Source organism: Methylacidiphilum caldifontis (genome assembly GCF_017310505.1).
GTDB classification, from domain to species: Bacteria; Verrucomicrobiota; Verrucomicrobiia; order Methylacidiphilales; family Methylacidiphilaceae; genus Methylacidiphilum; species Methylacidiphilum caldifontis.
The window spans coordinates 21,293-45,415 of sequence record NZ_CP065957.1 but is presented as its reverse complement, the minus strand read 5'-3'; the positions used below and the strand labels follow the sequence as shown (position 1 = coordinate 45,415).

The window sequence follows — 24,123 nt, the reverse complement described above, 5'->3', positions numbered from 1 at the left end:
TATTACAGCTGTAAAACATTGCCTATGTTTTTTATGCCCTGGGGAACAAAAAATAAAGATTTTATCCTTACCCTTTCTGGTTTCTTAATTGCTGGGCTTGTCGGCCTTCTTCTTGGCCTTTCCATATTTTTTTTTATAAAACCTGCAACAAGCCCCCCTAAACCTGTTCAACCCACGCCCGTAGAAATTCCAGTCGCCAGAGCCCTGCCCGTTCATCCTACAGAAATAGGAGTATTTCGCCACAATCTCCTTGAGACTCTGAATGAAGAATACGTAAGAGTGATTGGTCAAACCTTACCAGCCGTGGTCAACATCTTTTCTGCTCGACCCGTGGAGGGTTCCATTGACCTGGAAGAAGGCAATGCAAAAGATATAAAACAAAAAAGGAAAAGCTGGAAAAAATCTCCCATAGATGAAGAAACATCACTCGGCTCAGGCATAATTTTAAGTTCAGATGGGAACATTCTTACCAACGCTCACCTTGTCAAAAACGCTAGGGAAATCCGAGTTCAACTTTATGATGGACGTCGATACGAAGCAAAGCTTCTAGGTATCGATTCTCCAACAGATGTGGCTGTTCTTAAAATCTCGGCTCAACATTTGTCGATTCTCAATTGGGGGGACTCTGATGCTTTGCAGGTTGGAGAACAAGTTTTTGCCGTGGGCAATCCTTTTGGACTTGCTGGTTCGGTTAGCCGAGGTATAGTCAGTGCCAAGGGTAGGAATCCCACTCTTTCTTCCACAAGTTACGAGGATTTTATCCAGACCGATGCGGCCATCAACCCGGGCAATTCGGGAGGGGCATTAATTAATGTCAAAGGAGAACTGGTTGGAATCAATACTGCGATTTATTCCGGAAACGGAGGATCCAATGGTATTGGTTTTGCTATTCCTAGCAAGCTTGCAAAATTCGCTTACGCTAGTCTTCTTGCAAAAGGCAAGGTTATACGTGGATTTTTAGGCGTAGAAACCCAGGAAGTAGATGAAGATCTACAACAGATTTTTGGCCTACCTAACTCCGAAGGAGCCCTGATTACCAAAGTTGAACCTCATTCTCCGGCTTTCAAGGCGGGATTACAAAGAGGTGATATAATCGTTCGCTATAACGACCTACCCGTTAAAGATCCTGCCGAATTAAGAATTGCAGTTTCCCAGTCTCCCGCTGGTAGTAATATTCCCATTGTGTTTTACCGGGAAGGTCAACGTCACCAAGTCGTTGTTGAAATTACCGAACAACCTGACAATATTAGCAGTGCTTCTCCAGATGAATCTGGAGGGAACCCTTCATGGAAGGTCACCGTCACAGGAGACCTTCAAAACGTTTTTGGTGGACTTCACGTAGTCGATTTAGATCCTATTTTGCGAGCTAGGCTTTCTTTAAGTCCACGAGCAAATGGTATTTATCTGGTAGATGTTGAAGGAGGATATCCCGCTTTCGATATCCTTTACCCAGGGGATGTGATCGAAGAAATACGAAGACCTGGTAGCGCTCCCATAAAAATCCATTCCGTAGCTGAATTTCTAAAACTGGTAAAGGAGATTCCCTCCTCTGAAAGCGTAGCCGTCTTCCTCCAGAGAGGCAACAACCAGATGTTTGTGATGCTTAAGCCTTAGAAAAATTACCTTGAGAATTTAAATGTATCTTTACAATTTATTAAAAAAAGAAAAAGATTGTTTACCAAACAAAGATATTGAGCAACATTATGAACATGCCGTACTGGTTCAATGAACAGAGCGGCGAACCCCTTTTTTGGGTTAAAAATAGACCCGTTTACTTAACTGGTCTTATCATCATCATTCATTGTTTTACTTTTATAATAGGGGTATTCGCTGCTGCATTTGATTTTTCTTCTTGGTTTGTTGAACTTTCGTTCAACACCCGGTCTGTTCTTCTTCACACCAAGATTTGGCAGCTTTTCACATATCCTTGGATTCATACTCCTTCCCTAGCATTCGCCTTAGATATGCTTGTCCTTTATTGGTTTGGCCACGATGTCGAACATGCTGTGGGTAGATTAAAATATTTATTGCTTTACTTTTCTCTGATATTTTTACCCGCTGTTTTATCTCTAGGCTTAGCCGCTATAAATCCCACCTTGAGCGGCATTATGAATGGATCAGATTTGATTCATTTCTCGCTGTTTATCGCCTTCACCTGCTTGTTCCCTTCCTCGGAACTCTTTTTGGGAATTCGAGCTAAATGGGTTGCAATCATTTTTCTTGCCCTCTTTTCTTTGATCGATATCGCCTCCAGATCCTGGATGCATCTCTTTTGGTGTTGGTGCTCTGTAGCTATTGCGGCTTATTCCATCTATGGAAAAAATATTTCCCATTTTCTTTCTCCCGCCAGATTGAAAATCCCTATACGGAAACCCCAAAAATCTAAAGAACAAGAATCTGCTTCTCTTTTTAAGAAAAAAACAGAAGGAGATGAAGCAATTGATGCGATCTTAGATAAAATCGCCAAAAAGGGGATGAGCAGTTTAACCAAATCCGAACGAGCGGCATTAGAAAAAGCAAGAATAGCTCTGTTGAGAAAAGACCAGAAAAAATAAAAGATAAAGTCAGCTTTAAAGGAACACTTCAGATTTGGGTACGCTCACCCATTTTTCCCCTTTTTCGCTATGCAATCGAATCGTTTTGTAGTTAAGGTTGTGGTAAGTTTCTATTTTTCTAATCGTTCTATTCTTTGCCCTCATTAAAAGAGAATTTGTAATCGCATACTTGTCCGTAAATCGGACTCCTGGAATTCCTGGGCAATCTGTTATCGCCGTTGCACAAAAAATAATGTTGCCCCCTTTAGCCAAGTCATCTGTATAAAAAATTTGATCCAATCGATCTCCCCACCCTTGCTCAATTAAATATTGCTTTTCTTGTTCATCCTTAGGCCAGATCATAATTTGGATTTCTCCCCCTAAACATTTAATTGCCGCTGCTGCGAGCACGGCTTCTGGAGCACCCCCGATTCCAATATAAACATCTATGCTTCCTCCAGGGATAGAAGGTAACATTGCTGCCGTCACATCCCCATCACTAATTAAGCGCAGAGCACATCCCATTGACCTAATTTCCTTAATGAGTCTTTCATGCCTCGGTCTATCTAGAACACAGACAACAAGATCGGTCAGTCTTTTTCTAAGCCCTCGAGCTATGATAGGAAGAAGCTCATCAACAGGACTTGTAAGCTTAAGGCAATCCACTCCCAAGGAACGGATATAATTTTTGACTTGTGGTCCATAAGCAAGCTTCATGACATAAAAACAAGGAATATCTAAAAGAGCACATTCCACGCCGGGTTCAGGGGAAGCAGCAGCAATAACCGATAAAGAGCTTCCGGTTCCTTTGGACACATTGGTCGTCCCATCTATGGGATCAACAGCTATATCGTATAGGGGAGCTTGGGGACTCCATTTTCCAAGTTTTTCGCCCTTAAATATGCCTGGAGCCTTATCCTTAAGACCTTCCCCAATGACCACTTCTCCTCTAATATCCATGAGATCAAACATACCCCGGATAGCATCCGAAGCAGCAGCATCAGCTTTTTCTTTATCTCCTCGACCTAACCACCTATAAACCGTCAATGCCGCTCCTTCTGTCGCACGAACAAAATCAAACTGAATAATTCTCTCAATATCCGGATAATTTTCTACTTGGTTGCTTTCCATGGTTTTCATAGCTTAATGAAGAAAAAGTATTGGGATTTTTTCTAAACAACAAAATCAAATGAATATAATGAATTAATAGGTAAAAGATAGTTAAATGGGAAATAAAATAAAACAGAAAAGACAAAATTATCGGACCGGCGAGATTTGAACTCGCGACCTCTTGCACCCCAAGCAAGCGCGCTACCAGGCTGCGCCACGGCCCGTTTCTCTTTTTTAAGCACAGAAATAAATCAATGACTAACAAATCCGATTTACAACTAAATTGTCAATTATAATTTAATTGCTTTCTTTATGATAAAGAAATCCTCTTCTCTACGTCTGGCAATATTTGGAGGCAGCTTTGATCCAATTCACTACGGCCATCTCATTAGTGCTATGGATTGTCTTGAACAGATTCCATTAAACAAAATTATTTTCATGCCCTGTTCCCGTTCTCCTTTTAAAAAGCAAAATCCTCAAGCTACGGGCCACGAAAGGCTAGAAATGATCCAGCTTGCCATAGAACCTTTTAAAAACTTCGAGGTTTGCCCATTTGAAGTGCAAAGCCCAGCTCCTTCCTATTCAATAAAAACAGCAAAGCAATTCCATAAGCTATACCCCCAAGCGGAACTTTTCTGGATCATTGGCTCTGATCAAATAGCTGGCCTTCCCCGTTGGAAAGATTATGCGGAGTTGATTCAAATCGTTAAATTTATCGTCGTCCCTAGGTCTAATTATCCTTTCGAAAAAACAGATTATCTTATTCCCTTGCCAAAAATTCGTTATGTAGATATATCTTCTACGGAAATTCGTGAAAGAGTTAAAAAAGATTTGCCGTTTTTCCATCTTTTGCCTGAAGCGGTTTTCAATTATATTAAAAAACATTCGATTTATATACCTAATAAAATTGCTCATGAGAAATAGTCTTATTAGATCAAAACTAGACTTTGTTCTTTTTAGCTCTGCTCTTTTATTGAAGACGCCTTTTTTGGTTGTAAGAAAACCAACATAACCAATAAGTTCATTTCATGAGCCAAAGAAAAGCGGTCAGGAATAAAAAGGGGGTTATCGACATCCTTACTCAAAAACTTAAAACAGCTTCATACCCTACTGAGTCTTCCCCCATTGCTCCAAATGAAGAGGAAACTTTGTCTCTTGCACAAAGCTGTAAGAAGATCATTCTTGAAAAAAAAGGGATTGCCCCAATTATCCTTGACTTAAGAAAAATATCCTCTTTTGTCGATTTCTTTGTTGTCTGTACGGCCACTTCCGAACCCCACTTGAAAGCCCTAACCTTTGGACTAGAAGAAAAGATACGGGAAGAATTTCATCTCAATCCCCTCCATATCGAAGGTTCACCTCAAAGCCATTGGGTGATCATCGATTATGGGCCAGTTCTTGTCCACGTATTTATGGAAGAAGAAAGAGCCTTTTATGAATTGGAAAAGCTTTGGGGGGATGCCCCAGTAATGTAATTCTAAGCTAAGAGGTCCAATCGTTGTCCGCTGTCCATTATACTAAAAATTCTTCGAAAAAATTTAAAATCGCTTTCCTTATCCTCTGCTTTCTTCTCCTCATTGGTACTTTAGGCTACCACTTTATTGAAAACATCTCTTTTCTCGACTCCATTTTCATGACAGTAATTACCCTAAGTACGGTAGGATACAATGAAGTCGTGCCCCTTTCCACAGCAGGAAAAATATTTACCATTTTTCTTATTGCCAGTGGGGTTAGCTTAGCGGGATATTCTGCTTCTACGGCTCTAGCCTATTTTTCCTCCGGGGAATGGAAAGAGGATTTTGAAAGAAAGCGGAGAATGCAAATGATTCGCAAGTTAAAAAACCATTTTATAGTTTGTGGTTATGGTCGGACGGGTCGATATGTTGTTGAAGAGTTAAAAGCCGAAGGGAAAAACTACGTGATCATTGATACTGATCCGGAAAAAATATCCCATCTCAATGCCTTAGGGGAACTCGCTATTTTGGGGAGTGGATCGGATGAAGAAATATTAGTCGAGGCAAAAATAAAAGAAGCACAAGGTTTAGCTGCAGTTACCTCCATAGACAAAGAAAATATTTTGATCGTGTTGACTGCAAGATTTCTTAATCCTTCTATTCAAATCGTCTCCCGAGCTTCTTCCAGGAATTTCGAGGATAAACTCATCAAAGCGGGAGCGAACCATGTTCTTCTGCCCCAGAAAGTATCGGCGTGGAGAATTGTTTCTATGTTGATTCGGCCCGAAGTGGCTGATTTTTTCTGTGAAGTTGCCAACGTGGAGGGAAAAGAACTTGTTGTTGAACAGATCTTCATTTCTCCTTCTTCTTCCCTTGTTGGACAGACCCTTGCCCAATCTCAAATTCGCAACAATCTCAATGTAACTATTCTAGCCTGTAAATTTCCAAATGGAACTTGGATTCATAACGTTGGAGGCCAAACGATTCTTAGCGCAGGAATGACACTCATCGCACTGGGAAGTCGAGAAAATCTTCATAAACTTCTAGAAATAGCAAACCCAGCTCTCTTTTCCTAATTTTCAAAACTTTTATTACATCAAAAAATCTTCTTTTGGAAAATAAAGAAAAAAGGTTATCCTTAAAAAATTGAATTTTATGAAAGTTGCCGTCGTTACAGGTGCCGCAGGTTTTTTAGGCAGCCATTTGGTTGATAAACTGCTTGCTTCGGATTATCGAGTTATTGGCATAGACAACCTTATTACAGGTAACCTTGCCAACCTTGAACATCTTAAGCATGACTCCAAATTTGATTTGATTATCCAGGATGTCACTGAATATTTGAATATTCCAGGAAAAGTAGACATTGTTTTCCATTTTGCTTCACCTGCAAGTCCTATCGATTACATGGAGTTACCCATTCAAACATTAAAAGTAGGCTCCTTAGGAACATACCGAACTTTAGGAATGGCAAAGGGTAAAAACAGTGCATTCTGTCTAGCCTCTACCTCTGAATGTTATGGTGATCCTCTTGTTCATCCCCAATCTGAAGACTATTGGGGGAACGTCAATCCTATTGGACCTAGAGGGGTCTATGATGAAGCTAAAAGATTTGCTGAAGCCTTGACTATGGCTTATCATCGGGTCCATAAAATTCCGACTTATATTGTTAGAATTTTTAATACTTTTGGACCACGCATGAGATTAAGAGACGGGCGCGTGGTTCCCGCTTTCATCTCTCAAGCCCTCGAAGGCAAGCCCCTAACCGTTTTCGGAAATGGCTCACAAACGCGTAGTTTCTGTTATGTTTCAGATTTAATTGATGGAGTATATGCCCTTGCGCACTCAGACTACCATGAACCGATTAATTTAGGGAATCCCAAAGAAATGACCATTCTTGAATTTGCAAAAATGATATGCAAATTGACCGGAGTAGCTGAAAACATTATTTTTGAACCTCTTCCTGTTGATGATCCAAAGCAAAGAAAGCCGGATATTAGCCGAGCGATGAGGATTTTAGGCTGGAAACCCTGTGTTGATCTTGAAGAAGGATTAAAAATAACCATCCGATGGTTTAAAGAAAGGCTAAAAAAATAAATCTCTACATCCTTTAATATTAACAACTAATTTTTCTATGCTCTGGATCGGAATCGAGTCTTCATGTGATGAATCCGCTATTGCTGTCGTGGAGAATATTGGGGGAAAGAACGTAATTATGGACAGCCGATGCATTACCCAAGCCCCTCTACACAAACCTTTTGGAGGCATAGTCCCCGAATTTGCAGTCAGAGAACATTCTAAAAATCTTCCCATTCTTCTCAAAGACATGATCAGTAGCGGGAGTTTAAATTTAGAGAAACTACAAGCTATAGCTGTAACAGAAGGACCAGGACTCATGGCTTCACTACTTGTAGGCAACTCATTTGCAAGAGGACTTGCCCTTGGATTGGGAATACCCGTTTTTGGTATAAATCACTTGGAAGGACATCTCTTTTCACCTTTTATTGAAAGGGAACAAAAGCTAAGGTTTCCTTTCCTTGGACTCATTGTAAGTGGAGGTCACACTCTCTTAGCTCGGGTTGATGGTCCCAGAGACTATCACAAAATCGGTTCAACCATAGATGATGCAGCCGGCGAAGCCTTCGACAAGGTTGCCCGACTTCTTGGATTAAGCTATCCCGGAGGCCCAGAAATCGAAAAATATGCTCAATTAGGCAATCCTCATGCCCATACTTTCCCATTGAGTCTAATGGAAAAAAATAACTTTAATTTTAGCTTTAGCGGTCTTAAGACAGCGGTAAAAATTTTTTTAGAAAAAAACAAAGCAATGTTATACCAGAACCAACAATTCCTGTTCGATGTTTGCGCTTCTTTCCAGGAGACTGTCGCAAAAATCATTCAAGAAAAAACGATCGCTGCAGCCCAGAGCTTTTCCTTACCCCTCATCTCAGCATCAGGAGGAGTACTTGCCAATAAAAGGATTCGGGAACTTCTCGAAAAGAAAGCTTTTGAAAAAGGAATAGAAGTACTGTTTGCCGAAAAAAAGTTTTGTACAGATAACGCCGCGATGATTGCTTTTGTAGGGGCGCTATTCTATGCTTTAGGTTTGCCGATAACTAAAAGTTTCGATGTAAATCCTAATTTTTCATTGTTTGATTTCAAAACAGAGACCATGATAAACAGATTTTGACAGGACAAAATAATAAAATAATCATAAAATTTTGAAGAACCTCAACGATTCAGAAAGTCTATGGCACAAGAACTCAGTTATGTTATTATAAATCCCTATACCTTATACAAATCACGAACAGGGGTTATTCTTTCACGATTGCTCTCTCAAAGTTCCCTTGAACTAGCTGGGGCAGCTATGTATTCGCCAAGTCCAGAGCTTGTTCTCGAATACTCTAAAATGATCGTTACCGAAAGTGACCCCCAAGACAGACAAATTCAAGAACTCATTCGAGACTACGTCCTTGAGAATTACATGCCTAATCCTCAAACGGGGGAACGTCAACGGGTGATGGTATTGCTATTCAAGGGAGAAAATGCCGTTGCAAAAACTCGAGAAGTTGTAGGCAACCTTCGCAACCGAAGCAAAGGAGGAGAAACAATCAGAGATACCTTTGGAGATCTTATTTTCAATCGAGACGGTTCGGTAAAATATTTTGAACCGGCTGTCCTTGCTCCTCCTTCTGTTGAAGAAGCCAAAGCAAAGCTCCTTCTTTGGAAAAGATATTACAATCAAGATTCAGGAATCCTTTCCCATATCCTTCCTACTTACAATAAGCCTGGCCATCAAAGAGCGGTTGTAATTCTAAAACCCGATAACTTTCGCTTTCCCAGCGGAAGACCGGGATATGTTATTGACATGTTTTCGAGAACCGAACTGTCGATATCGGCTATCAAGGTTCATCATATGAGTGTTGCAGAAGCAGAGGAGTTTTATGCTCCCGTGAGGGTGGCTCTTCAGGAGAAACTTAAAAAGCCAGCTGCCATAAAAGCCAAGGAACTTCTTGAATCCGCTTTAGGCATCAAGATAGATTCTTCTAGAGAAGAAGAACTCGGTAATCTTATTGGCCCGCTTTATGCCGAAGAACAATTTAACTCGATCGTTAAATTCATGACCGGTATCAATCCCAAGGACTGTTCACCGATCCAGAAAAAAATGCCAGGAAAAGAAAAATGTATCGTTTTAATATATGAAGGGATCGATGCGGTAAAAAAAGTAAGAGAAGTTCTTGGCCCCACTGATCCGGCTAAAGCTCCTCCGGGATCCATCCGGAGAGAGTTTGGTCAAAGCATCATGGTTAATGCTGCTCATGCCTCAGATTCCCCTGAGAATGCTGAAAGAGAGATAAAAATTTTGAATATGCAGCAGAATAATTTTATCTCATTAATACAAGAAGCTTACGAAGCCTAACTCTTAAATTTTAAAAGCAAAAACAAGGAAAATATTATGGAAGTTTCATCTCGAGTTCGGAAGATTAGCCCTTCCCTTACTCTTGCACTGGATAGCAAAGCCAAAGCTATGGCTCAAAAAGGGGAAGACGTCGTCAACTTCACTTCTGGAGAGCCCGATTTCGATACTCCCGAACACATCAGGGCCGCTGCGATGGGCTCCCTCGATGCCAATTTTACCCGCTACACGCCCTCTTCAGGTATACCTGAATTAAAATTGGCTATATGTGAAAAACTGAAAAAAGATAACTCCCTGGAATATAGTCCAGAGCAGATTAATGTGAGTTGCGGGGCTAAACATGCCTGTATTAATGTCATTCTTGCTACGGTTGATCCCGGTGATGAAGTGATTATTCCTGCTCCCTATTGGGTGAGTTATCCCGAAATGGTCAAGATTGCAGGAGCTGATCCTATTATCGTTCAAACGCAAGCTGAAAATGGATATAAAATCACACCCAAAGAGTTTGAAGAGGCGATGACTCCTAAAACAAAAATGATTATCATCAACACCCCTTCTAATCCCACCGGCAGTGTTTATTCGAAGGAAGAATTGGAAGCCCTCGCCCATGTAGCTCTCGAAGAAGATATTCTCATCCTTTCGGATGAAATCTATGAAAAGCTCATTTATGATGATTTAACCCACTACAGTATCGCTTCATTCAGCAAAGAAATTTACAATCTTACCTTTACGGTTAATGGCTTTAGCAAAACTTATGCAATGACGGGTTGGAGGCTTGGCTATTCGGCTTCCCCTCCATGGGCAGCAAAACAGATCATTTCATTGCAGAGTCATATGACCTCCAATGCAACTTCGTTTGCCCAAAAGGGAGCGCTTGCTGCATACAAAGGCCCTCAAGACTGTGTCGAAAGCATGGTTGAAGAATACAAAAAAAGACGGGAATACATCATTAAAACCCTTTCGAGTATAGCCAAAATTTCTTATGCAAAACCCCAGGGCGCTTTCTATGTTTACATCAATATAGCTCGAACCGGGATGAGCTCTACGGATTTTGCTCAAAGGTTGCTTGAAGAGGAAAAAGTAGCTGTAGTTCCTGGAATTGCTTTTGGAGATGACCAGTCAATCAGGCTTTCCTATGCGACGAATATGGAAAGAATTAAAACAGGCTTGGAACGATTTCGCCGGTTTATAGAAAGACTATAAATGGTTTTGGTATGAAAAGATTCTTCCACCCATCATTTTAACCCACCTGAGGGTGAGAACTCCGATGATAAAAAATTTTGGCGATCATTCGGCTAACGAGAGGACTTTTTTAGCCTGGATCAGAACGGGTATAGCCATTATGGCCTTTGGTTTTCTTGTCGAGAAATTCACTCTTTTTCTTGATTACATCAGTGTTGTTTTTGAAAAAAATCCACAATCCAACTCCCGGTTCTTTGATCCTTTTGTGCCTTGGATGGGATTTGTATTCATGGCTCTAGGTGTTTTGGTTATACTGACCGCCTCTGTGCGCTTTTTTTTGAATGCCAAACAGATCGATAGTAACAGTCTTTTTATAGCTGAAAAAGCTTGGATAAACGTTGCATTGGGAATACTAATCGGACTAAGTGGACTTGTGCTCGCTTTCCTAGTGGGCAAAAATGTCATGTTTTCTGCAGAAACACGTTAGAATTTACCCTGAACACTGAAAATAAAGTACCGATTAGGAATCTGTAAAGCTTCATACTTGAGGTCAGGTTCACCCAATAGATACTTCATATCCAACCTGGCCGAAAAATCTTTGGACAGTTTGACTTGAGGTCCAAAAGAAATATAGAGTCGGCTCCCCTGGTCGGTGTATAACAGTTCTTGAGAACCTGCGGTATAGTTGCAATCCTGGAAATCTGTTCCAAAATTTAAAGTAGCTTTGGATGAAACCGACTGTTTCCATTCTCCAAACAGATCGCTAAAATTTTCGTATCCCCATCCTTGATTAAAGAGCAGTTTGGAAGAGCTAGCTCCTATAGAAACGTAGCCTTTTGAATTGACAACCCAGTTTAGCCCCCCTTTTACACTCGGTAGCGTCCAACCATAGCTATAGTTTGTTGTTTCAAAACCGCTAAGGGCTGTCGCTCTGTCAAAAGAGCCTTCGGTCCAGAGCGTTAGGGGTGTATTGTGTATGGGCTGTTCAACTCTGAGTGCACACAAAGAGTCCGATTGGCTGTACATATAAGACCAATCCGGAATCATCATTCCATACCTATTGAGATTATTACTCAAGGAAATAGAAAAGAGCGTTTGCTGCTGGCTTTTATAAGAAAGCTCCGTTCCGAACCCTTCTGTCATTACATTATAAGTTTGCCAGTTGTTGAATATAGAAGACTGGTTGATCCATCCCTTGGCTGTAAAATTATCAAGTTTCCAGGAAAGAGAAGCGGAGTTTGCGGCATCAAAATTATTGAGTAAGGGAGAAATAGAACCAAATGTAAAAATGGTCGATTGAGTGCCATTAAGTGGATTTACATTTTGAATCGATGCAGAAGGATTGAGAACAAAAGAGAGCTGATCAGAGGGATTACTTTCAAGGATAACCCCATAACCGTCTTGATCCTCAATGAGTTGAAAATTTTTTCCTCCTGAAGAGCTTAAATAAGAATCTCCTGTAGAAACATAAGAAGAAATTTTCGTTTTAGAATTCTGATAGAGATAATTGTCGGAAAAAAGGATAGGTGATTGGAAAATTTCTCTTAGGTCTTTTTCCTTGATAGAAACATCCTCATCAGATAGAAATTGACTTTTCAGTGTTTGTGCAGAAAGAAAAAAAAGGAAAAGCAATAAGTTACATATCCAGAAAGGCACTAAAAAAATTTGTGGTAATTAAAAATTTTTTCAAATGCATTTTTTCGAAGATCTTAAGGTACAATAGAAAAAGAGAATCAAAGGAGTTAAATAGACAAAATGAAAATATCCATTATTGGAGCAGGATTTGTTGGAGCTACGACAGCACAAAGAATTTGGGAAAAAAACTTAGGAGATGTTTTTCTTTATGACATCATCGAGGATATGCCCCAAGGGAAAGCCCTCGACATGATGGAGTCAGCCCCTATACTCGGTATCGAATCGAAGATCGTAGGGACAAACCGGTTCGAAGATTGCAAAGATTCAGATATTTTCATAATAACCAGTGGGTTGGCCAGGCAACCTGGAATGTCCCGAGACGACCTTCTCAATAGGAATGCCGAAATAGCAAGTAATGTTGCCGAAAATATCCAGAGGTTTTCCCAAAATGCTTTGGTTATTGTCGTCTCAAATCCAGTAGACGTTTTGACCTATCTTATCGCTCACAAAACAAAACTTCCAAAGCATAGAGTCATGGGGATGGCTGGAGTTTTGGATTCTGCCAGATTCCGTTATTTTATCGCATCCGAGCTGGATATAGCCCCTCAAGCAGTTCAAGCAATGGTTTTAGGAGGACACGGGGATGAAATGGTTCCTCTTTCTAGATTTGCCACGGTATCGGGTGTTGGGATAGAACATTTTCTTTCAAAAGAAAAAATAGAGCAGTTGATAAAAAGAACCCGGGAAGGAGGAGCTGAAATAGTTAAGCTTCTTAAAAAAGGCAGTGCCTACTACGCCCCTTCCGCATCCATATTGGAAATGGTTGAAAGCATTGTTAAAGATCAAAAACGGATTTTACCCTGCTCTGCCTGGTGTGAGGGTCATTATGGGGTTAATGGTCAATATATTGGAGTACCTGTAATCCTTGGGAGAAATGGCGTTGAAAAAATAATCGAACTTCCCCTTACGGAAGACGAGTTGGAAGCACTTCAGGAAAGTGCACGACATGTCGCTGCAAACGTTGCTAAATTAAATCTCTTTTAGATACAGCTAAAGGATCGTCAAGCGTTCGTTTCGGAAAAGACCAAATTGGAACGGAAAAGAAAATCCGCAAGGGTATTTTTAAGAAGTATCCGGTGAATCAGGATTCCAAAGTCAGTCTTCTCAAAATATATCCTGTATTCTTTATAGCGAAACCGATAAATAATCCGGTTGTCTCTTTCTGCCTTTCCAATGCAATCCGAGTCAGGCATGGCTAGTGCCTTAGGCAAGTTTTCTATCCCGTCAAGAATTTGGAATTGGACGGATTTTGAAAGTTGGGAAAGATCCTGTTCGCTTTGATGGCTAAAAACTATCTGAAAAGGTTTTCTTTCTTCTATCCTCTTTTCAAACAAACTTTCTATATCACTTTGCATAGGAGTAAAATAAAAGCTAACTCATTGTGTTGGAGATTGAGAAGAATACAATAAGTATTTCTTTCTTTTTTCTTTAAAATTCTGTATGTAAGAGTCCCAACTTTCAACAATTTCTTGTATTCTTTTGCCAGAAAGAAAACCTCGTCGAATCTCATCGGTGCCACAAAATCTATCGAAAAATTCCATTTGATCTGCATTGAGAGAAGCCAAAGGTTCCTGGTTTAACTCCATCATTAATTCCTGGAGTAAATGAAGTCCTATTTCCACAAGTTTTACCTTAGAAAAATCTTGTATATGTATCTGGCATCCTCCAAGCATTCTATCCCGGAACTTTCCGAAAAAAGACCAATAGAAAATAGGTCTGAAATAACAAAAGGGAATCTTTCTTTTGTTCATCTGGCGAGAAAAAAAATAAGGATCGATTCGAGAAGCTCCTATGAATTTGTAGGGAAAGGCTGTTCCTATTCCATTGTCGATTTCAGGGCTTATTCCTAAAAAAGAACTGATTGAAAAGTAAAAAGGACTTTCTTCGTTTGGCAAATAAGGAGAAGGTGGATACCAACTAAGCCCCGTATCCTTCCACAGCATCGATCTATCCCATCCTTTCATGGGCACAACCGTAAGCTTGGGTTTTTTAAAAATCCAGTTTTCTCCATTGATCATTACAGCAATTTCACAAGGAGTCATCCCATGAATATACGGAATATCCCATTCGCTATAAAAAGATCGGAAATGGTTATCAAAAGGCATTCCTTCAACACGTTCTCCACCAAGAGGATTAGGCCGATCCAGAACAAAGAATTCCTTGCCATTTTCGGCTGCAGCTTCCATGGCAAGGCCCATTGTACTCAAAAAAGTAAAACTCCTTGAACCTATATCCTGCAAATCAAAAACAAGCACATCAACATTTTGAAGCATCTCAGCTGTCGGCTTGAGGTCATCGCCAATCAAAGGATACACAGGAAGGTTGGTTTGAGAATCCACATAAGAACCATTTTTCTTCATGGGTTCTAAACCATATAGACCGTATTCTGGAGTAAACAAAGCCACAAGTTTTACTTGTGGAGAATGAAAAAATAAGTCTATAGTAGAAATTCCATTTTTATTGACAGCTGAACGATTTGTAATTAAACCAATTCTTTTTGCTTCCAATCCATGAAAATGATTTTCTACAAGCACATCAATACCCAAATCGATGACTACAGCTTGCAAATCACCCAGATAAATGGAAAGTATAATAAGGAAAGGACAAAAGATCGCTAACAAAGTTCTCATAAAAATGCATTATTGGTTATTTTTAATGAACAGTGTTTCAATTTCATAAAGATTTTTCCTCATGAATCCTACTTTAGATAAACTCTATCTTTTTCTTCTTCTTATTCCCCTTATCACGATCCATGAGTTTGCACATGCTCTAGTTGCAACTTTAATGGGAGACAACACACCTAAAGATGAAGGTCGTTTGACCTTCAATCCTCTTGTTCACATGGATCTTTTTGGGACTTTAATCATTCCTGCCATTAACATTTTTGTTCTTCCTGGAGGATTCGGTTTTTTCGCTTGGGGTAGACCCGTGCCTATCGATCCACATCGATTAAAAAATCCTAGGATTCAAGGTATTCTGATCGCTCTTGCTGGTCCCCTAGCCAATATCATCACCGCTTTTTTACTCCTTGTCCTTGCCAAACTGATCATTCCTCATGATCATAAACTGGGTGAACTTTTCGCCACTTTTGTACTCGCTTCTATTTTTCTTTCCGTTTTTCATCTTCTTCCGATTATGCCTTTTGACGGTTGGACCGTACTCAAAAATATTTTTAGAATCAGTGACCAATGGGAACGTCAAATGGGCCTTTTTTGGTTTATAGCCATTATCGTGTTTCTCAATCTCCCTCCTGTTTATCATTTTTTAGAGTCTTCAGCCTATCATTTGTTTATAATATTGAACCAACTTTCTGGCTCACCCTTAAGCCGATAAACCTAAATTTTGATTTGCCTTATGCCTATATTCAGTAAAGAACAAATTTTAAATCAACTTAAAGAAGTCCGGTATCCTGGATTTAGCAGGGATATCGTTTCATTTGGCCTCGTGAAAGAAATTGAGCTTGCAGAAGGTGAAGTCCGTATTAAACTCGAACTTTCTAGTCCCAATCCTGATATTCCTGGACAACTGGAAAAAGAGATTAAATCAAAACTCTCGAGCTTTGAAGGTATAGGTAATATCCAGGTTTTCATCAAAAGGCCAGAGTCACATCCAACCCCCAAATCTACCTTGATCAGTTCTGACATCAAACACATCATTGCTGTGGCTAGCGGCAAAGGTGGAGTTGGAAAATCAACCGTGGCAGCCAATCTTGCTTGTGCCCTCTACAAAAAAGGACTGGTTGTCGGCCTTTGCGACTGTGATATTTACGGACCAAGTATTTCGATGATGTTCGGAACCACTGAATCCCCTCAAATTACTCCGGATGAAAGGCTTATTCCTGTTGAACAATATGGTCTAAAACTCATGAGTATGGGTTTTCTTTTGGAAGCTGATCAACCTGCTGTTTTAAGAGGCCCCTTGGTTACCCGTTATACCCAAGAGTTTTTAAAAAATGTCGAGTGGGGAAATCTCGATTTTTTAGTTCTCGATTTGCCCCCTGGAACAGGAGACATTCAATTAACTATCGTTCAGACGGTTAGGTTATCAGGAGCGGTTATCGTCACAACCCCCCAAGAAGTAGCTCTTGTGGATGCGAGAAAAGCGGTCAGTATGTTCAAAAAAGTTAACGTTCCTATCTTGGGAATTATTGAAAATATGAGTTATTTTATTTGTCCAACTGATAATAAAAAATATGATCTTTTCGGTTGTGGCGGAGGAAAAAAAGAGGCTGAGAAGCAAAATGTTCCTTTTTTAGGAGAAATTCCCATTGAAGCCGAACTTCGTATATCTTCCGATCATGGGCTGCCTATTGTTCTATCTGAACCGGATAGAAAAACGAGCCAAGTATTTCTTGAAGCTGCACAAAAAATTATTGACTTTTTGAAATAATCTTTTACTCTTTGTGCTCAATATAAATTGCCATTATTTAAATTAATTTTTTTGTGGTATTTTATACTTAGAATAACTCAATAAAGACTTGTGAATTTGCGGAGAGAGGTAATGGAGGAAAACAAAAAAATGGAGTGTATTTCGACGCTACTAAAAAACTCAACCCTTTATCAAGAATTCCTGTTAGAAAGAGAAGAGATCTTAAAACACAAGTGGATTGAAAGCGAGAAAAAGGGCTATGACATTGGTTTTGAAAAAGCTCTACTAGACTGGGTAATTAATCATCGGAGTAAGTGGTTAGCCAGTCGAAGGAAAAATGTAGATTAGAGCTTTGTAAGCCAGTTTTTTGATTCCTTTTTGCTTTCAATTTATCACAAATTTTTGAACTGTTCCTTTAGATTTCAAAGGAACTTTTTTCCCGGTAAAAATTTTAATCTAATAACGATATTCTTGCTCTGCAGCCGGCTCCTAACTCAATAGAATGCAGAGGAAAATTTATGGAAATATTCATCGTTCAATCCGGGAAAAAAGAGGGTCCTTTTTCCATGGAGGAGATCCTCAAGCTTCTAGAAGAAGGAACCATCAATACTCAAACCCTAGCTTGGCATAAAGATCTTAAAGATTGGCAACCCCTTGGGCAATTAATCCAGGAGATTGAGCTTAAAGAATCACCTACTGAGACTGAAAAAAAAGTTCAAGAGGAAAATTCATCAACCCAACAAGAAATTCCTAAAAAGAAGCAAACCGTTGATCCTTTTATCCAGCTGCTAAAGAGCTTGAACCTTATCAAATCTTGGATGGACCAAGAACTGGCTAATTATGGAATAAAAGCAGAACACTCTCAATCTGAGCCTCTGGATCCTCAAGTTTATCTTGAATACCGTTTGGAATTTCCGCATCCAAGATCTCAAGAGATAATCGCTCGTACGGCTGCCCGCTTCCAATTCGTCTACACTCCTTTTCGGCAGTTCGAACAGGAAATAAGGCTTTCTCTATCCATAATGGGTCGAATTAAACGGTTCTGTGTTGTGGATCTTACCCAAGAACATGTTAAGCAAATTGTAAAAACTCTTTTCTTGAAATTTCCAGACCCCTCTTCACCCTTTTCTCTCTGTCATTTTCATCAAAAAAGAGCTTTCTCATGGCAACTGTGGTTAACCCAAAACAAGATTACCCGGTTAAAACCCATTGATACGGTGAACTGGGCTCGGATTCTATGGATAATCGGCCTTCTCTTTATTCCCTATTATGGGATTGGTATTCTTATTTTATTGTCGGGATGGTTTCTTTACCAATCAGCTTTTCATAATGGACATTATGTCATTCGATCTGCTTGGCCTTCTCTTCCCCCTTTAGTCCCCCATGCCCTTATTTTGCGTAGCTTGGTTCTCAAAGGCAAAGCGGCTGAATTGACTCAAATAAAAGAACGACTAGAAAAAGATTATTCTCAAAACTTATCTCTAAATGTTGAATCATTACCTGCAGATTATAATCTTTTCATAGATAATAAGAACAGAGTCTATTTCAAAATGGATCAAACATTTGGATTTATCGAGCTTGCAGTCGAAAAGGAAGATCTACGAATCACAACCGCTGCCTACGAAAACCATGGAGTATGGACAGAAAAAACATCTGGCTATGGAAAGGATCTCCTCACCGATTCTTTGTGTGTTCTTGTTGAACCCAAGGTAGGCAAAACGGTTGATCTGCAGAAATCAGCTCTAGAAGCATATACTCTTGCCCAGGGCCTTTATAGCCATGTTGTGCAAACAATCGAAAAATTGTATGAAAGACCTATTTTATCCCTCGATTTACACCAGGATCTGGATTTCCAAAAATGCGAAATTAATAAAGAAAAATCGTTTTTGGAGTTCCTGAAGTCTACCTTAAAGTGGATGTTTCCCTTCTAAAAGAAAGAATTAAATTAAAGAAAACTCCCTAAAATCTGCTTTCTTGTAAAAAGCCTTACCCTTTTTCTTCTACTTTAATAAAGCGGTCGAAAATACGATTAATCCTCCTATTGCTAAAGAGATCGCTAAATACCATACCGTTTTCCTTTTCAACAAAGCGGAAACAGAAGACAATGCAATTCCAACCTGGACAAGAATACCCGCCATTCTAAAAATATGGTGCTTGTGATAATACCGTTCGCTTTCTTTTAGCCTTGCCGTTACCTGTTCTTCAAGAAGCTTGGCTTTTTGTTCAATATCCATCTTCTCTTTCCGGTATCTTTCAATTTCTTGTTCGAACTCAGGCTTTGGATTGATAGTATTAGCGATGCGATAACCCGCTTCTCTCATCGACTTAGCCTGAAAAAAATTCCACATATCTGTGGCTTTATCTTGAAAAAGAATCGCTTCATTACGTAAAATAATGGCTTCTGTAACACTATTTTCCGAGTCGGCTGCAACAATCGTTCCTAACACCGCCATGAGAATAATCGAAAAAGAAACATGATATAGCCATTTTTCCTTTTTCCTCTCTTCCTCAAGTTTTTCTTCAATGATTTCCTTAGCCTTTTCTTCGATTGGATTTTCAGACATATTTTTTGCTTAAATCGATTAATATAATTAATTGTATAAGAAAAAAGATTTACTTATTATTAAGTCTTATTTATTTAACTATAAATATAAATCAAATCTATTCCCCTCCCCAAAATGATCCTTTGTGATTTTCCTATCGCTAACATTCTATGCAATTTTTATATATTCTTATTTGATTTTTGATTTACTTATAGCATAATAATTTCTAATTAATGGAGTTAACTATGAATATTAATGATGTAGTTGCTTTTATTGTTTCCTCTTTTGGTACTCTTGTTGGATTAATTGTTCTTTTCCTTCTGTTTGGAGGATGGATTTTAGCGCTAGTTGGCGCGACTGTCTTCAGTAGTTTTTTTGCCGCAACACCCTCCAAGAGCAAAATAAACGAAAAGGAAAAAGAGCAATTGTCTTTTAAAAAAGAGATCGAATCGGGGCTTCCGGCTAAATAATGCACTTTTTTTTCAAAATCGGTTTGATTCGATAGCATAACAATAGGTTGAAGAAAAGTGGCAAAGCTCATTGTGTGCCCAATTTAACAAGAAGGCCCTTTTCTTTGGCGATAGAAAAAAAGTGCTTAAAAAGAATGAAAGAAAGTCCTAAATAACAAAAGTTCAAAGCGGTTGCCCACAATAAATGATTATAAGCATAAATCCCTTCAAGGCCACTTCTCAACCCTTCAAAAACATGCGTTGCAGGGATAAGAAAAGACAAGGGTTGTATAGAGGAGGGAAGGACATGGAGGGGATAAAAAACAGCTGCAAAAGGTTGGAAAAGAATTGGTATAGCCCAAGCAAGAGACTCTGCAGCTTGCCCCCACCTAAGAAGAAAAGCAATAGTTAAAATTCCACAAGCTGCTCCCATCAAGAAAAGATTGCAAACAAGAGGTAATAAGTAAGTGCCCAGTTGCAGTAGGTTAAAATGGAAAAATAAAGCGGCTATGGTTCCTAAAAGGCCTACGATTAAAAGAGACTTGGTGATGCCCACTAAAATAGTTGCCACAAAAAACTCTCCAATGGTTATGGGACTAACAAAAAGGTTGATCAAATTCTTCGACCATACATCTTCCAAAAAAGATAGTGTAATTCCTAGCTGTGTCCGATAAAGCACATCCCAAAGGATCATCGCACCGATCAAAAATTGAAACGGGCTTGAGAAATTCTTTGGGGAACCCGTGAGATAAAGAGTCAGATATCCCCAAACGAGCAAGTCCATGAGGGGCCAAAAAACAAATTCTAAAACCCGAATCCAGCTTCTCCTGTAAACGTAAGTGTAACGCAAAAAAAGGCCTATAATTCTTTCTCTATTCATTGTCGAAGCGATTTGGATTATTCCCGAACCAACTGAATAAAAAGTTCTTCAAGACTTTTTTGCTTAAATTCTTGAACAATTTCTAGCGGTATTCCCTGGGTAATAATTTTTCCCGATTTCATAAAAATAATCCGGTCACAAAGTCTTTCTACATCTCGCATATTATGAGAGGTGTACACAATAGTGAGTCCAGTTTTCCTTCTCAGTTCAAGCAACAACTCACAGACCTTGTCAGAAATATTGGGATCAAGACCCGCCGTCGGTTCATCTAAAAAGAGCAGTTTTGGATCGTTCAGCAAGGCTTTACATAAGCAGAGCCGAGTTAACTCCCCAGCAGAGAGAAAACCTGTAATTTTGTTTTGCAAGTGATCAATTTCTAATAGATGAAGAAGAGAAAGGATTTTTTCTTCCGGGTTTTTTATCCGATAAAGGCGGGAAAATACTTGAAGATTTTCTTTTACAGTTAGATTTGTAGGTAAGCTAATGTAACCAGAAGCAAAATTGGAAAAAGATAGGATCTCTCTTCTAGATGTAGAAGGAGAGAGACCAAAAATCTGAATGGAACCCGAACTAGGCGTTAAAAGCCCAAGCAACAAATGAATCAATGTTGTTTTTCCCGCCCCGTTGGCCCCCAAAAACCCAACGATTTCAGATTCCATGACTTTAAAGGAAAGCTGATCTACAGCCACAAGTTTGCCAAACACCTTGCGTAAGTTCTTTACTTCTATGGCTACGGCTTGCATACAAAAATGAAAAAAAACCTTTATTTTTAGGGTTGAGAAATATTTTGCCTATTTGGGTAAAGCTTAAGTTTTAATCCAAAACGTCACAGGACCATCGTTAATCAAATATACAGCCATATTCGCTCCAAAATAGCCTTTCTTCACCGCTTTATATCTATTTTCTAACTGCATTGTAAAATAATCGAATAGTTGTTTGCCCACCTCTGCAGGGGCAGCGCGATCAAAACTCGGTCTATTGCCTTTAGCGATTTCACCAGCTAGGGTAAATTCAGGAATAACGAGCAGCTCCCCATTTATGTCAAGAAGAGACCGGTTCATCTTTCCCGTTTCATCTGCAAATATCCTACATTTGAGCACTTTCTCTACGAGAAGATCGCCATTTTTTTCTCTATCCTCCTTTTCAATAGCTAAAAACAGCACAATCCCTTTGCCAATAGAACATGCCTGCTTTTGATCTATTGTGGAAACCGCCGCCTCTTTCACTCTTTGAATCAAGCCGATCATATCCTTAGAAAACTCAATCTACGTGCTTTCTTTTAGTCTTTTTTAATTTAAAAAAATGGAGTTGCTGCTTGACACTTTAAAATTTTATTCTTAAAAAGAAAAGCCGGTAATGGAGTTTACCATCCAGCTCCCTGGAAAACCCTTCTTTATCGAAGTGATAACTCCTACTCTTTTAATTTCCTAAAGCAATTATTAGAAAGAAGGGTTTTAATGGAACACACATGGTTCTTAGCATGTTTTTGGATGGGACTCGCGCTCGTCGCTTCCTTTTTAGCGGTAAAATTTCGAATTTCAGCAGCACTCATCGAAATCATTATCGGCATATTTGGACAATACTTGGCTTTTATCTTTTTTGGAAAAACCGGTCTTAATCCCAAAGAAGGTTGGATTAGTTTTTTAGCTGGATTGGGAGCAATAATGCTAACTTTTATGGCTGGATCTGAACTTGAACCAAGTTCGTTCAGAAAGCAATGGAAAGAGTCTACCCTGATTGGCTTAATTACCTTTTTTGTCCCTTTTTTGTGCTGTGCCCTGTTTGCTCATTTCTTTTTCCATTGGGATTGGAAAGCTTCTCTTCTGGCAGGCATTGCTCTCTCTGCAACCTCTGTAGCTGTTATGTATACTGTTCTTTTAGAATTTGGATTGAACAAAACTAGTTATGGCAAAGGCCTTCTTGTCGCATGTTTTATCAATGATTTAAGTTCTGTCCTTATGCTAGGGTTTCTTTTTGCTCCTTTTGGATGGAAAACGGCGATATTAACGATAAGTATTCTCATATGCTCTATTGGCCTAGCTAAACTTACTCCTTATTTCTTGAAAAAATATGGCAACAAACCTTCTGAATTAGAAACAAAATATCTATTGTTTTTCCTCTTTGGTCTTGGAGGTATTGCTGTTTGGGCAGGTTCTGAAGCGGTATTGCCCGCCTACCTTGTTGGCATGGTTCTGGCCAAATCTGTGGGACAAAACCATGACTTAGTCAAACGTTTACGAACGATTACCCTAGGGATCCTCACTCCCTTTTATTTTATTCGAGCTGGTTCATTCGTCGATTTATCATCCCTAATGAAAAGTCTCATCCCCTTTTTCTTCTTTTTTGCAATTCAACAGCTTGCTAAATTTAGCGGAACATTCCCACTCCTTGTTAAAAGAAAAGGAGTACAACAAGCTGCCTACACAACATTGCTGATGTCAACAGGGCTAACTTTCAATGTGATCTGTTGTCTTTATGGTCTATCGCATGGAATTATCACCCAAAGCCAATATTCAGTTTTAATTCCAGTCATTATCTCTACGGCTATTTTCCCCACTTTAATCGCTAACCGCTTTTTCCTTCCAAAGCAGCTACTGCCCAAAAGTACTTAATGAGAGTACATTAGGTTTTCTATCGACAACCCAAATAAGAAAGGATAATTTAATTTTCTTCTAACATGAAGATGAAATAGCCGGTGTGGCGGAATGGCAGACGCGCCAGACTCAAAATCTGGTCCGGGCAACCGGGTGTGGGTTCGACTCCCTCCACCGGCACGCTTTTTAGGTCTGGCAAGGTAATTGGTTTTTAAGTTTTTTTGGTTCAGTCTTCCTCCCTGAGCATTACTTAAACAAAGCGGACTCTTCTTATAACAAGCTTTTCTTATCCAAATAATGTTTGCGCAAAGAATAGCAGCAAAAGACTGCCTGAATCTAACCTTAAGTGGAATAATGTGAACAGATATCTCTGAATGGAAGAGATAAATTCATTTGATTGATAAAAAATTAACGTACATGGTTAATTGACTATGCAGGGGAAAAGCGTCAGGGTAACTGCTATCTTGTAGACGCCGATCCTTGGCTAAGGTTTCGAATCGAAAGCTCTCACACACAACAAAAGGCTCACATGGCTTAAATCAAGGATATTCCAAGTACAAGAGCTACCTAACAGTCCTGCTGAAATATCCTTAGCAAACGAAAATCCGAATCTACAATCATGTGAAGCTCTGGTTATCGATTTTAAATTAGCAACAGACTCGGAACCAAATAGATAACTAAAGGTATCAGTGAATAATATCTTCATGTGCTCTATCGCTTTAGGCGATCTCCTTGGTACAACTACCTACCCTGGTTAGCCTTTAATTCGGCTCTATTCTATATCCTCACCAATTTCTGCCTGATACTTTAAAACCTTGATCACCTCACACTCTTCGCCTGTTCTTCTAAATGGCAGAGTAAGGCAGAACAGAAAATTATTTTCCTTCTTCTTCAACCTTC

At 39.4% G+C, this 24,123-nt stretch carries 25 protein-coding genes, 2 tRNA genes and 1 riboswitch; of the genes, 18 read left to right on the top strand and 9 right to left on the bottom strand.

What is annotated here, in order from left to right; all coding sequences use genetic code 11:
• The first annotated feature begins 33 nt into the window (after nt 1-33).
• Nucleotides 34-1,614, top strand: a complete 1,581-nt coding sequence (locus IT6_RS00195) for a Do family serine endopeptidase (RefSeq protein ID WP_242524241.1) — start codon at nt 34-36, stop codon at nt 1,612-1,614.
• Between the two features lie 89 nt (nt 1,615-1,703).
• A complete protein-coding gene (locus IT6_RS00190) occupies nt 1,704-2,555 on the top strand; it encodes a rhomboid family intramembrane serine protease (RefSeq protein ID WP_134439200.1) in 852 nt (283 codons plus the stop codon).
• A 15-nt stretch (nt 2,556-2,570) separates the two neighbouring features.
• Here the strand turns inward: IT6_RS00190 and glpX are convergent, their stop codons facing one another.
• Together glpX and IT6_RS00180 are read right to left on the bottom strand one after the other, a co-directional pair.
• Nucleotides 2,571-3,665 (bottom strand): class II fructose-bisphosphatase, encoded by a 1,095-nt coding sequence (gene glpX / locus IT6_RS00185; RefSeq protein ID WP_242524240.1) that lies wholly within the window; start codon nt 3,663-3,665, stop codon nt 2,571-2,573.
• Between the two features lie 129 nt (nt 3,666-3,794).
• Nucleotides 3,795-3,868 (bottom strand) — tRNA-Pro (locus IT6_RS00180).
• An 88-nt stretch (nt 3,869-3,956) separates the two neighbouring features.
• Here IT6_RS00180 and nadD point away from each other — a divergent pair.
• The 8 genes from nadD (at nt 3,957) to IT6_RS00140 (ending at nt 11,181) form a co-directional block, all read left to right on the top strand.
• Nucleotides 3,957-4,568, top strand: coding sequence for a nicotinate-nucleotide adenylyltransferase (nadD, locus tag IT6_RS00175; protein WP_134439198.1), 612 nt, complete (start codon nt 3,957-3,959; stop codon nt 4,566-4,568).
• 104 nt (nt 4,569-4,672) lie between these two features.
• Complete coding sequence (gene rsfS, locus IT6_RS00170; RefSeq protein ID WP_206826701.1) at nt 4,673-5,119, top strand: ribosome silencing factor; 447 nt, start codon at nt 4,673-4,675, stop codon at nt 5,117-5,119.
• 23 nt (nt 5,120-5,142) lie between these two features.
• Nucleotides 5,143-6,174, top strand: coding sequence for a potassium channel family protein (locus IT6_RS00165; protein WP_134439197.1), 1,032 nt, complete (start codon nt 5,143-5,145; stop codon nt 6,172-6,174).
• Nucleotides 6,175-6,253: 79 nt separating this feature from the next.
• Nucleotides 6,254-7,192, top strand: coding sequence for a UDP-glucuronic acid decarboxylase family protein (locus IT6_RS00160; RefSeq protein ID WP_134439196.1), 939 nt, complete (start codon nt 6,254-6,256; stop codon nt 7,190-7,192).
• Between the two features lie 37 nt (nt 7,193-7,229).
• Nucleotides 7,230-8,285: a tRNA (adenosine(37)-N6)-threonylcarbamoyltransferase complex transferase subunit TsaD gene (gene tsaD, locus IT6_RS00155; RefSeq protein ID WP_206826692.1), complete on the top strand. Its 1,056-nt coding sequence runs from the start codon at nt 7,230-7,232 to the stop codon at nt 8,283-8,285.
• 60 nt (nt 8,286-8,345) lie between these two features.
• A complete protein-coding gene (locus IT6_RS00150) occupies nt 8,346-9,515 on the top strand; it encodes a nucleoside-diphosphate kinase (RefSeq protein WP_134439194.1) in 1,170 nt (389 codons plus the stop codon).
• Between the two features lie 36 nt (nt 9,516-9,551).
• A complete protein-coding gene (locus IT6_RS00145; RefSeq protein ID WP_242524239.1) occupies nt 9,552-10,715 on the top strand; it encodes a pyridoxal phosphate-dependent aminotransferase in 1,164 nt (387 codons plus the stop codon).
• A 64-nt stretch (nt 10,716-10,779) separates the two neighbouring features.
• Nucleotides 10,780-11,181, top strand: a complete 402-nt coding sequence (locus tag IT6_RS00140; protein WP_134439192.1) for a YidH family protein — start codon at nt 10,780-10,782, stop codon at nt 11,179-11,181.
• Here the strand turns inward: IT6_RS00140 and IT6_RS00135 are convergent.
• The gene (locus tag IT6_RS00135) at nt 11,178-12,350 is read right to left on the bottom strand and encodes a hypothetical protein (RefSeq protein ID WP_242524238.1); all 1,173 of its coding nucleotides are present in this window, start codon (nt 12,348-12,350) and stop codon (nt 11,178-11,180) included. The two genes, IT6_RS00140 and IT6_RS00135, sit on opposite strands and share 4 nt — an antisense overlap.
• A 99-nt stretch (nt 12,351-12,449) precedes the next feature.
• Here IT6_RS00135 and mdh point away from each other — a divergent pair, with 99 nt between their 5' ends.
• Nucleotides 12,450-13,373 (top strand): malate dehydrogenase, encoded by a 924-nt coding sequence (gene mdh / locus IT6_RS00130; protein WP_134439191.1) that lies wholly within the window; start codon nt 12,450-12,452, stop codon nt 13,371-13,373.
• Nucleotides 13,374-13,390: 17 nt separating this feature from the next.
• On the opposite strand, the gene IT6_RS00125 is transcribed toward mdh, so the two are convergent.
• Together IT6_RS00125 and IT6_RS00120 are read right to left on the bottom strand one after the other, a co-directional pair.
• Complete coding sequence (locus tag IT6_RS00125; protein WP_206826684.1) at nt 13,391-13,744, bottom strand: type II toxin-antitoxin system RelE/ParE family toxin; 354 nt, start codon at nt 13,742-13,744, stop codon at nt 13,391-13,393.
• A gap of 21 nt (nt 13,745-13,765) precedes the next feature.
• Entirely contained in the window at nt 13,766-15,019 is a 1,254-nt protein-coding gene (locus tag IT6_RS00120; RefSeq protein ID WP_206826682.1) for an exo-beta-N-acetylmuramidase NamZ family protein, read from the bottom strand.
• 61 nt (nt 15,020-15,080) lie between these two features.
• Between IT6_RS00120 and IT6_RS00115 the strand changes: the two genes are divergently transcribed.
• The 4 genes from IT6_RS00115 to IT6_RS00100 all read left to right on the top strand — a co-directional run bounded on the left by IT6_RS00115 (nt 15,081) and on the right by IT6_RS00100 (nt 18,688).
• A complete protein-coding gene (locus IT6_RS00115; protein ID WP_134439498.1) occupies nt 15,081-15,722 on the top strand; it encodes a site-2 protease family protein in 642 nt (213 codons plus the stop codon).
• A gap of 21 nt (nt 15,723-15,743) precedes the next feature.
• Entirely contained in the window at nt 15,744-16,778 is a 1,035-nt protein-coding gene (locus IT6_RS00110) for an Mrp/NBP35 family ATP-binding protein (protein ID WP_206826680.1), read from the top strand.
• A 111-nt stretch (nt 16,779-16,889) separates the two neighbouring features.
• The gene (locus IT6_RS00105) at nt 16,890-17,105 is read left to right on the top strand and encodes a hypothetical protein (RefSeq protein WP_134439504.1); all 216 of its coding nucleotides are present in this window, start codon (nt 16,890-16,892) and stop codon (nt 17,103-17,105) included.
• Between the two features lie 170 nt (nt 17,106-17,275).
• A complete protein-coding gene (locus tag IT6_RS00100; protein ID WP_206826678.1) occupies nt 17,276-18,688 on the top strand; it encodes a DUF4339 domain-containing protein in 1,413 nt (470 codons plus the stop codon).
• A gap of 69 nt (nt 18,689-18,757) precedes the next feature.
• Here the strand turns inward: IT6_RS00100 and IT6_RS00095 are convergent, their stop codons facing one another.
• Nucleotides 18,758-19,321: a DUF4337 domain-containing protein gene (locus IT6_RS00095; protein ID WP_206826676.1), complete on the bottom strand. Its 564-nt coding sequence runs from the start codon at nt 19,319-19,321 to the stop codon at nt 18,758-18,760.
• Between the two features lie 224 nt (nt 19,322-19,545).
• On the opposite strand from IT6_RS00095, the gene IT6_RS00090 reads away from it, so the two are divergent.
• Complete coding sequence (locus IT6_RS00090) at nt 19,546-19,770, top strand: hypothetical protein (RefSeq protein WP_206826674.1); 225 nt, start codon at nt 19,546-19,548, stop codon at nt 19,768-19,770.
• A gap of 67 nt (nt 19,771-19,837) precedes the next feature.
• Here the strand turns inward: IT6_RS00090 and IT6_RS00085 are convergent, their stop codons facing one another.
• The 3 genes from IT6_RS00085 to dtd all read right to left on the bottom strand — a co-directional run bounded on the left by IT6_RS00085 (nt 19,838) and on the right by dtd (nt 21,876).
• A complete protein-coding gene (locus IT6_RS00085) occupies nt 19,838-20,629 on the bottom strand; it encodes an ABC transporter permease (RefSeq protein ID WP_206826672.1) in 792 nt (263 codons plus the stop codon).
• A gap of 17 nt (nt 20,630-20,646) precedes the next feature.
• Nucleotides 20,647-21,333 (bottom strand): ABC transporter ATP-binding protein, encoded by a 687-nt coding sequence (locus tag IT6_RS00080; protein WP_242524236.1) that lies wholly within the window; start codon nt 21,331-21,333, stop codon nt 20,647-20,649.
• A 102-nt stretch (nt 21,334-21,435) separates the two neighbouring features.
• Entirely contained in the window at nt 21,436-21,876 is a 441-nt protein-coding gene (gene dtd / locus IT6_RS00075) for a D-aminoacyl-tRNA deacylase (RefSeq protein ID WP_206826670.1), read from the bottom strand.
• A 96-nt stretch (nt 21,877-21,972) separates the two neighbouring features.
• A riboswitch (Fluoride riboswitch) is annotated at nt 21,973-22,050 on the top strand.
• Nucleotides 22,051-22,086: 36 nt separating this feature from the next.
• On the opposite strand from dtd, the gene IT6_RS00070 reads away from it, so the two are divergent.
• Both IT6_RS00070 and IT6_RS00065 read left to right on the top strand, forming a co-directional pair.
• Nucleotides 22,087-23,241: a cation:proton antiporter gene (locus tag IT6_RS00070; RefSeq protein ID WP_206826668.1), complete on the top strand. Its 1,155-nt coding sequence runs from the start codon at nt 22,087-22,089 to the stop codon at nt 23,239-23,241.
• Nucleotides 23,242-23,320: 79 nt separating this feature from the next.
• Nucleotides 23,321-23,403, top strand: a tRNA-Leu gene (locus IT6_RS00065).
• The last annotated feature ends 720 nt before the right edge of the window (nt 23,404-24,123 follow it).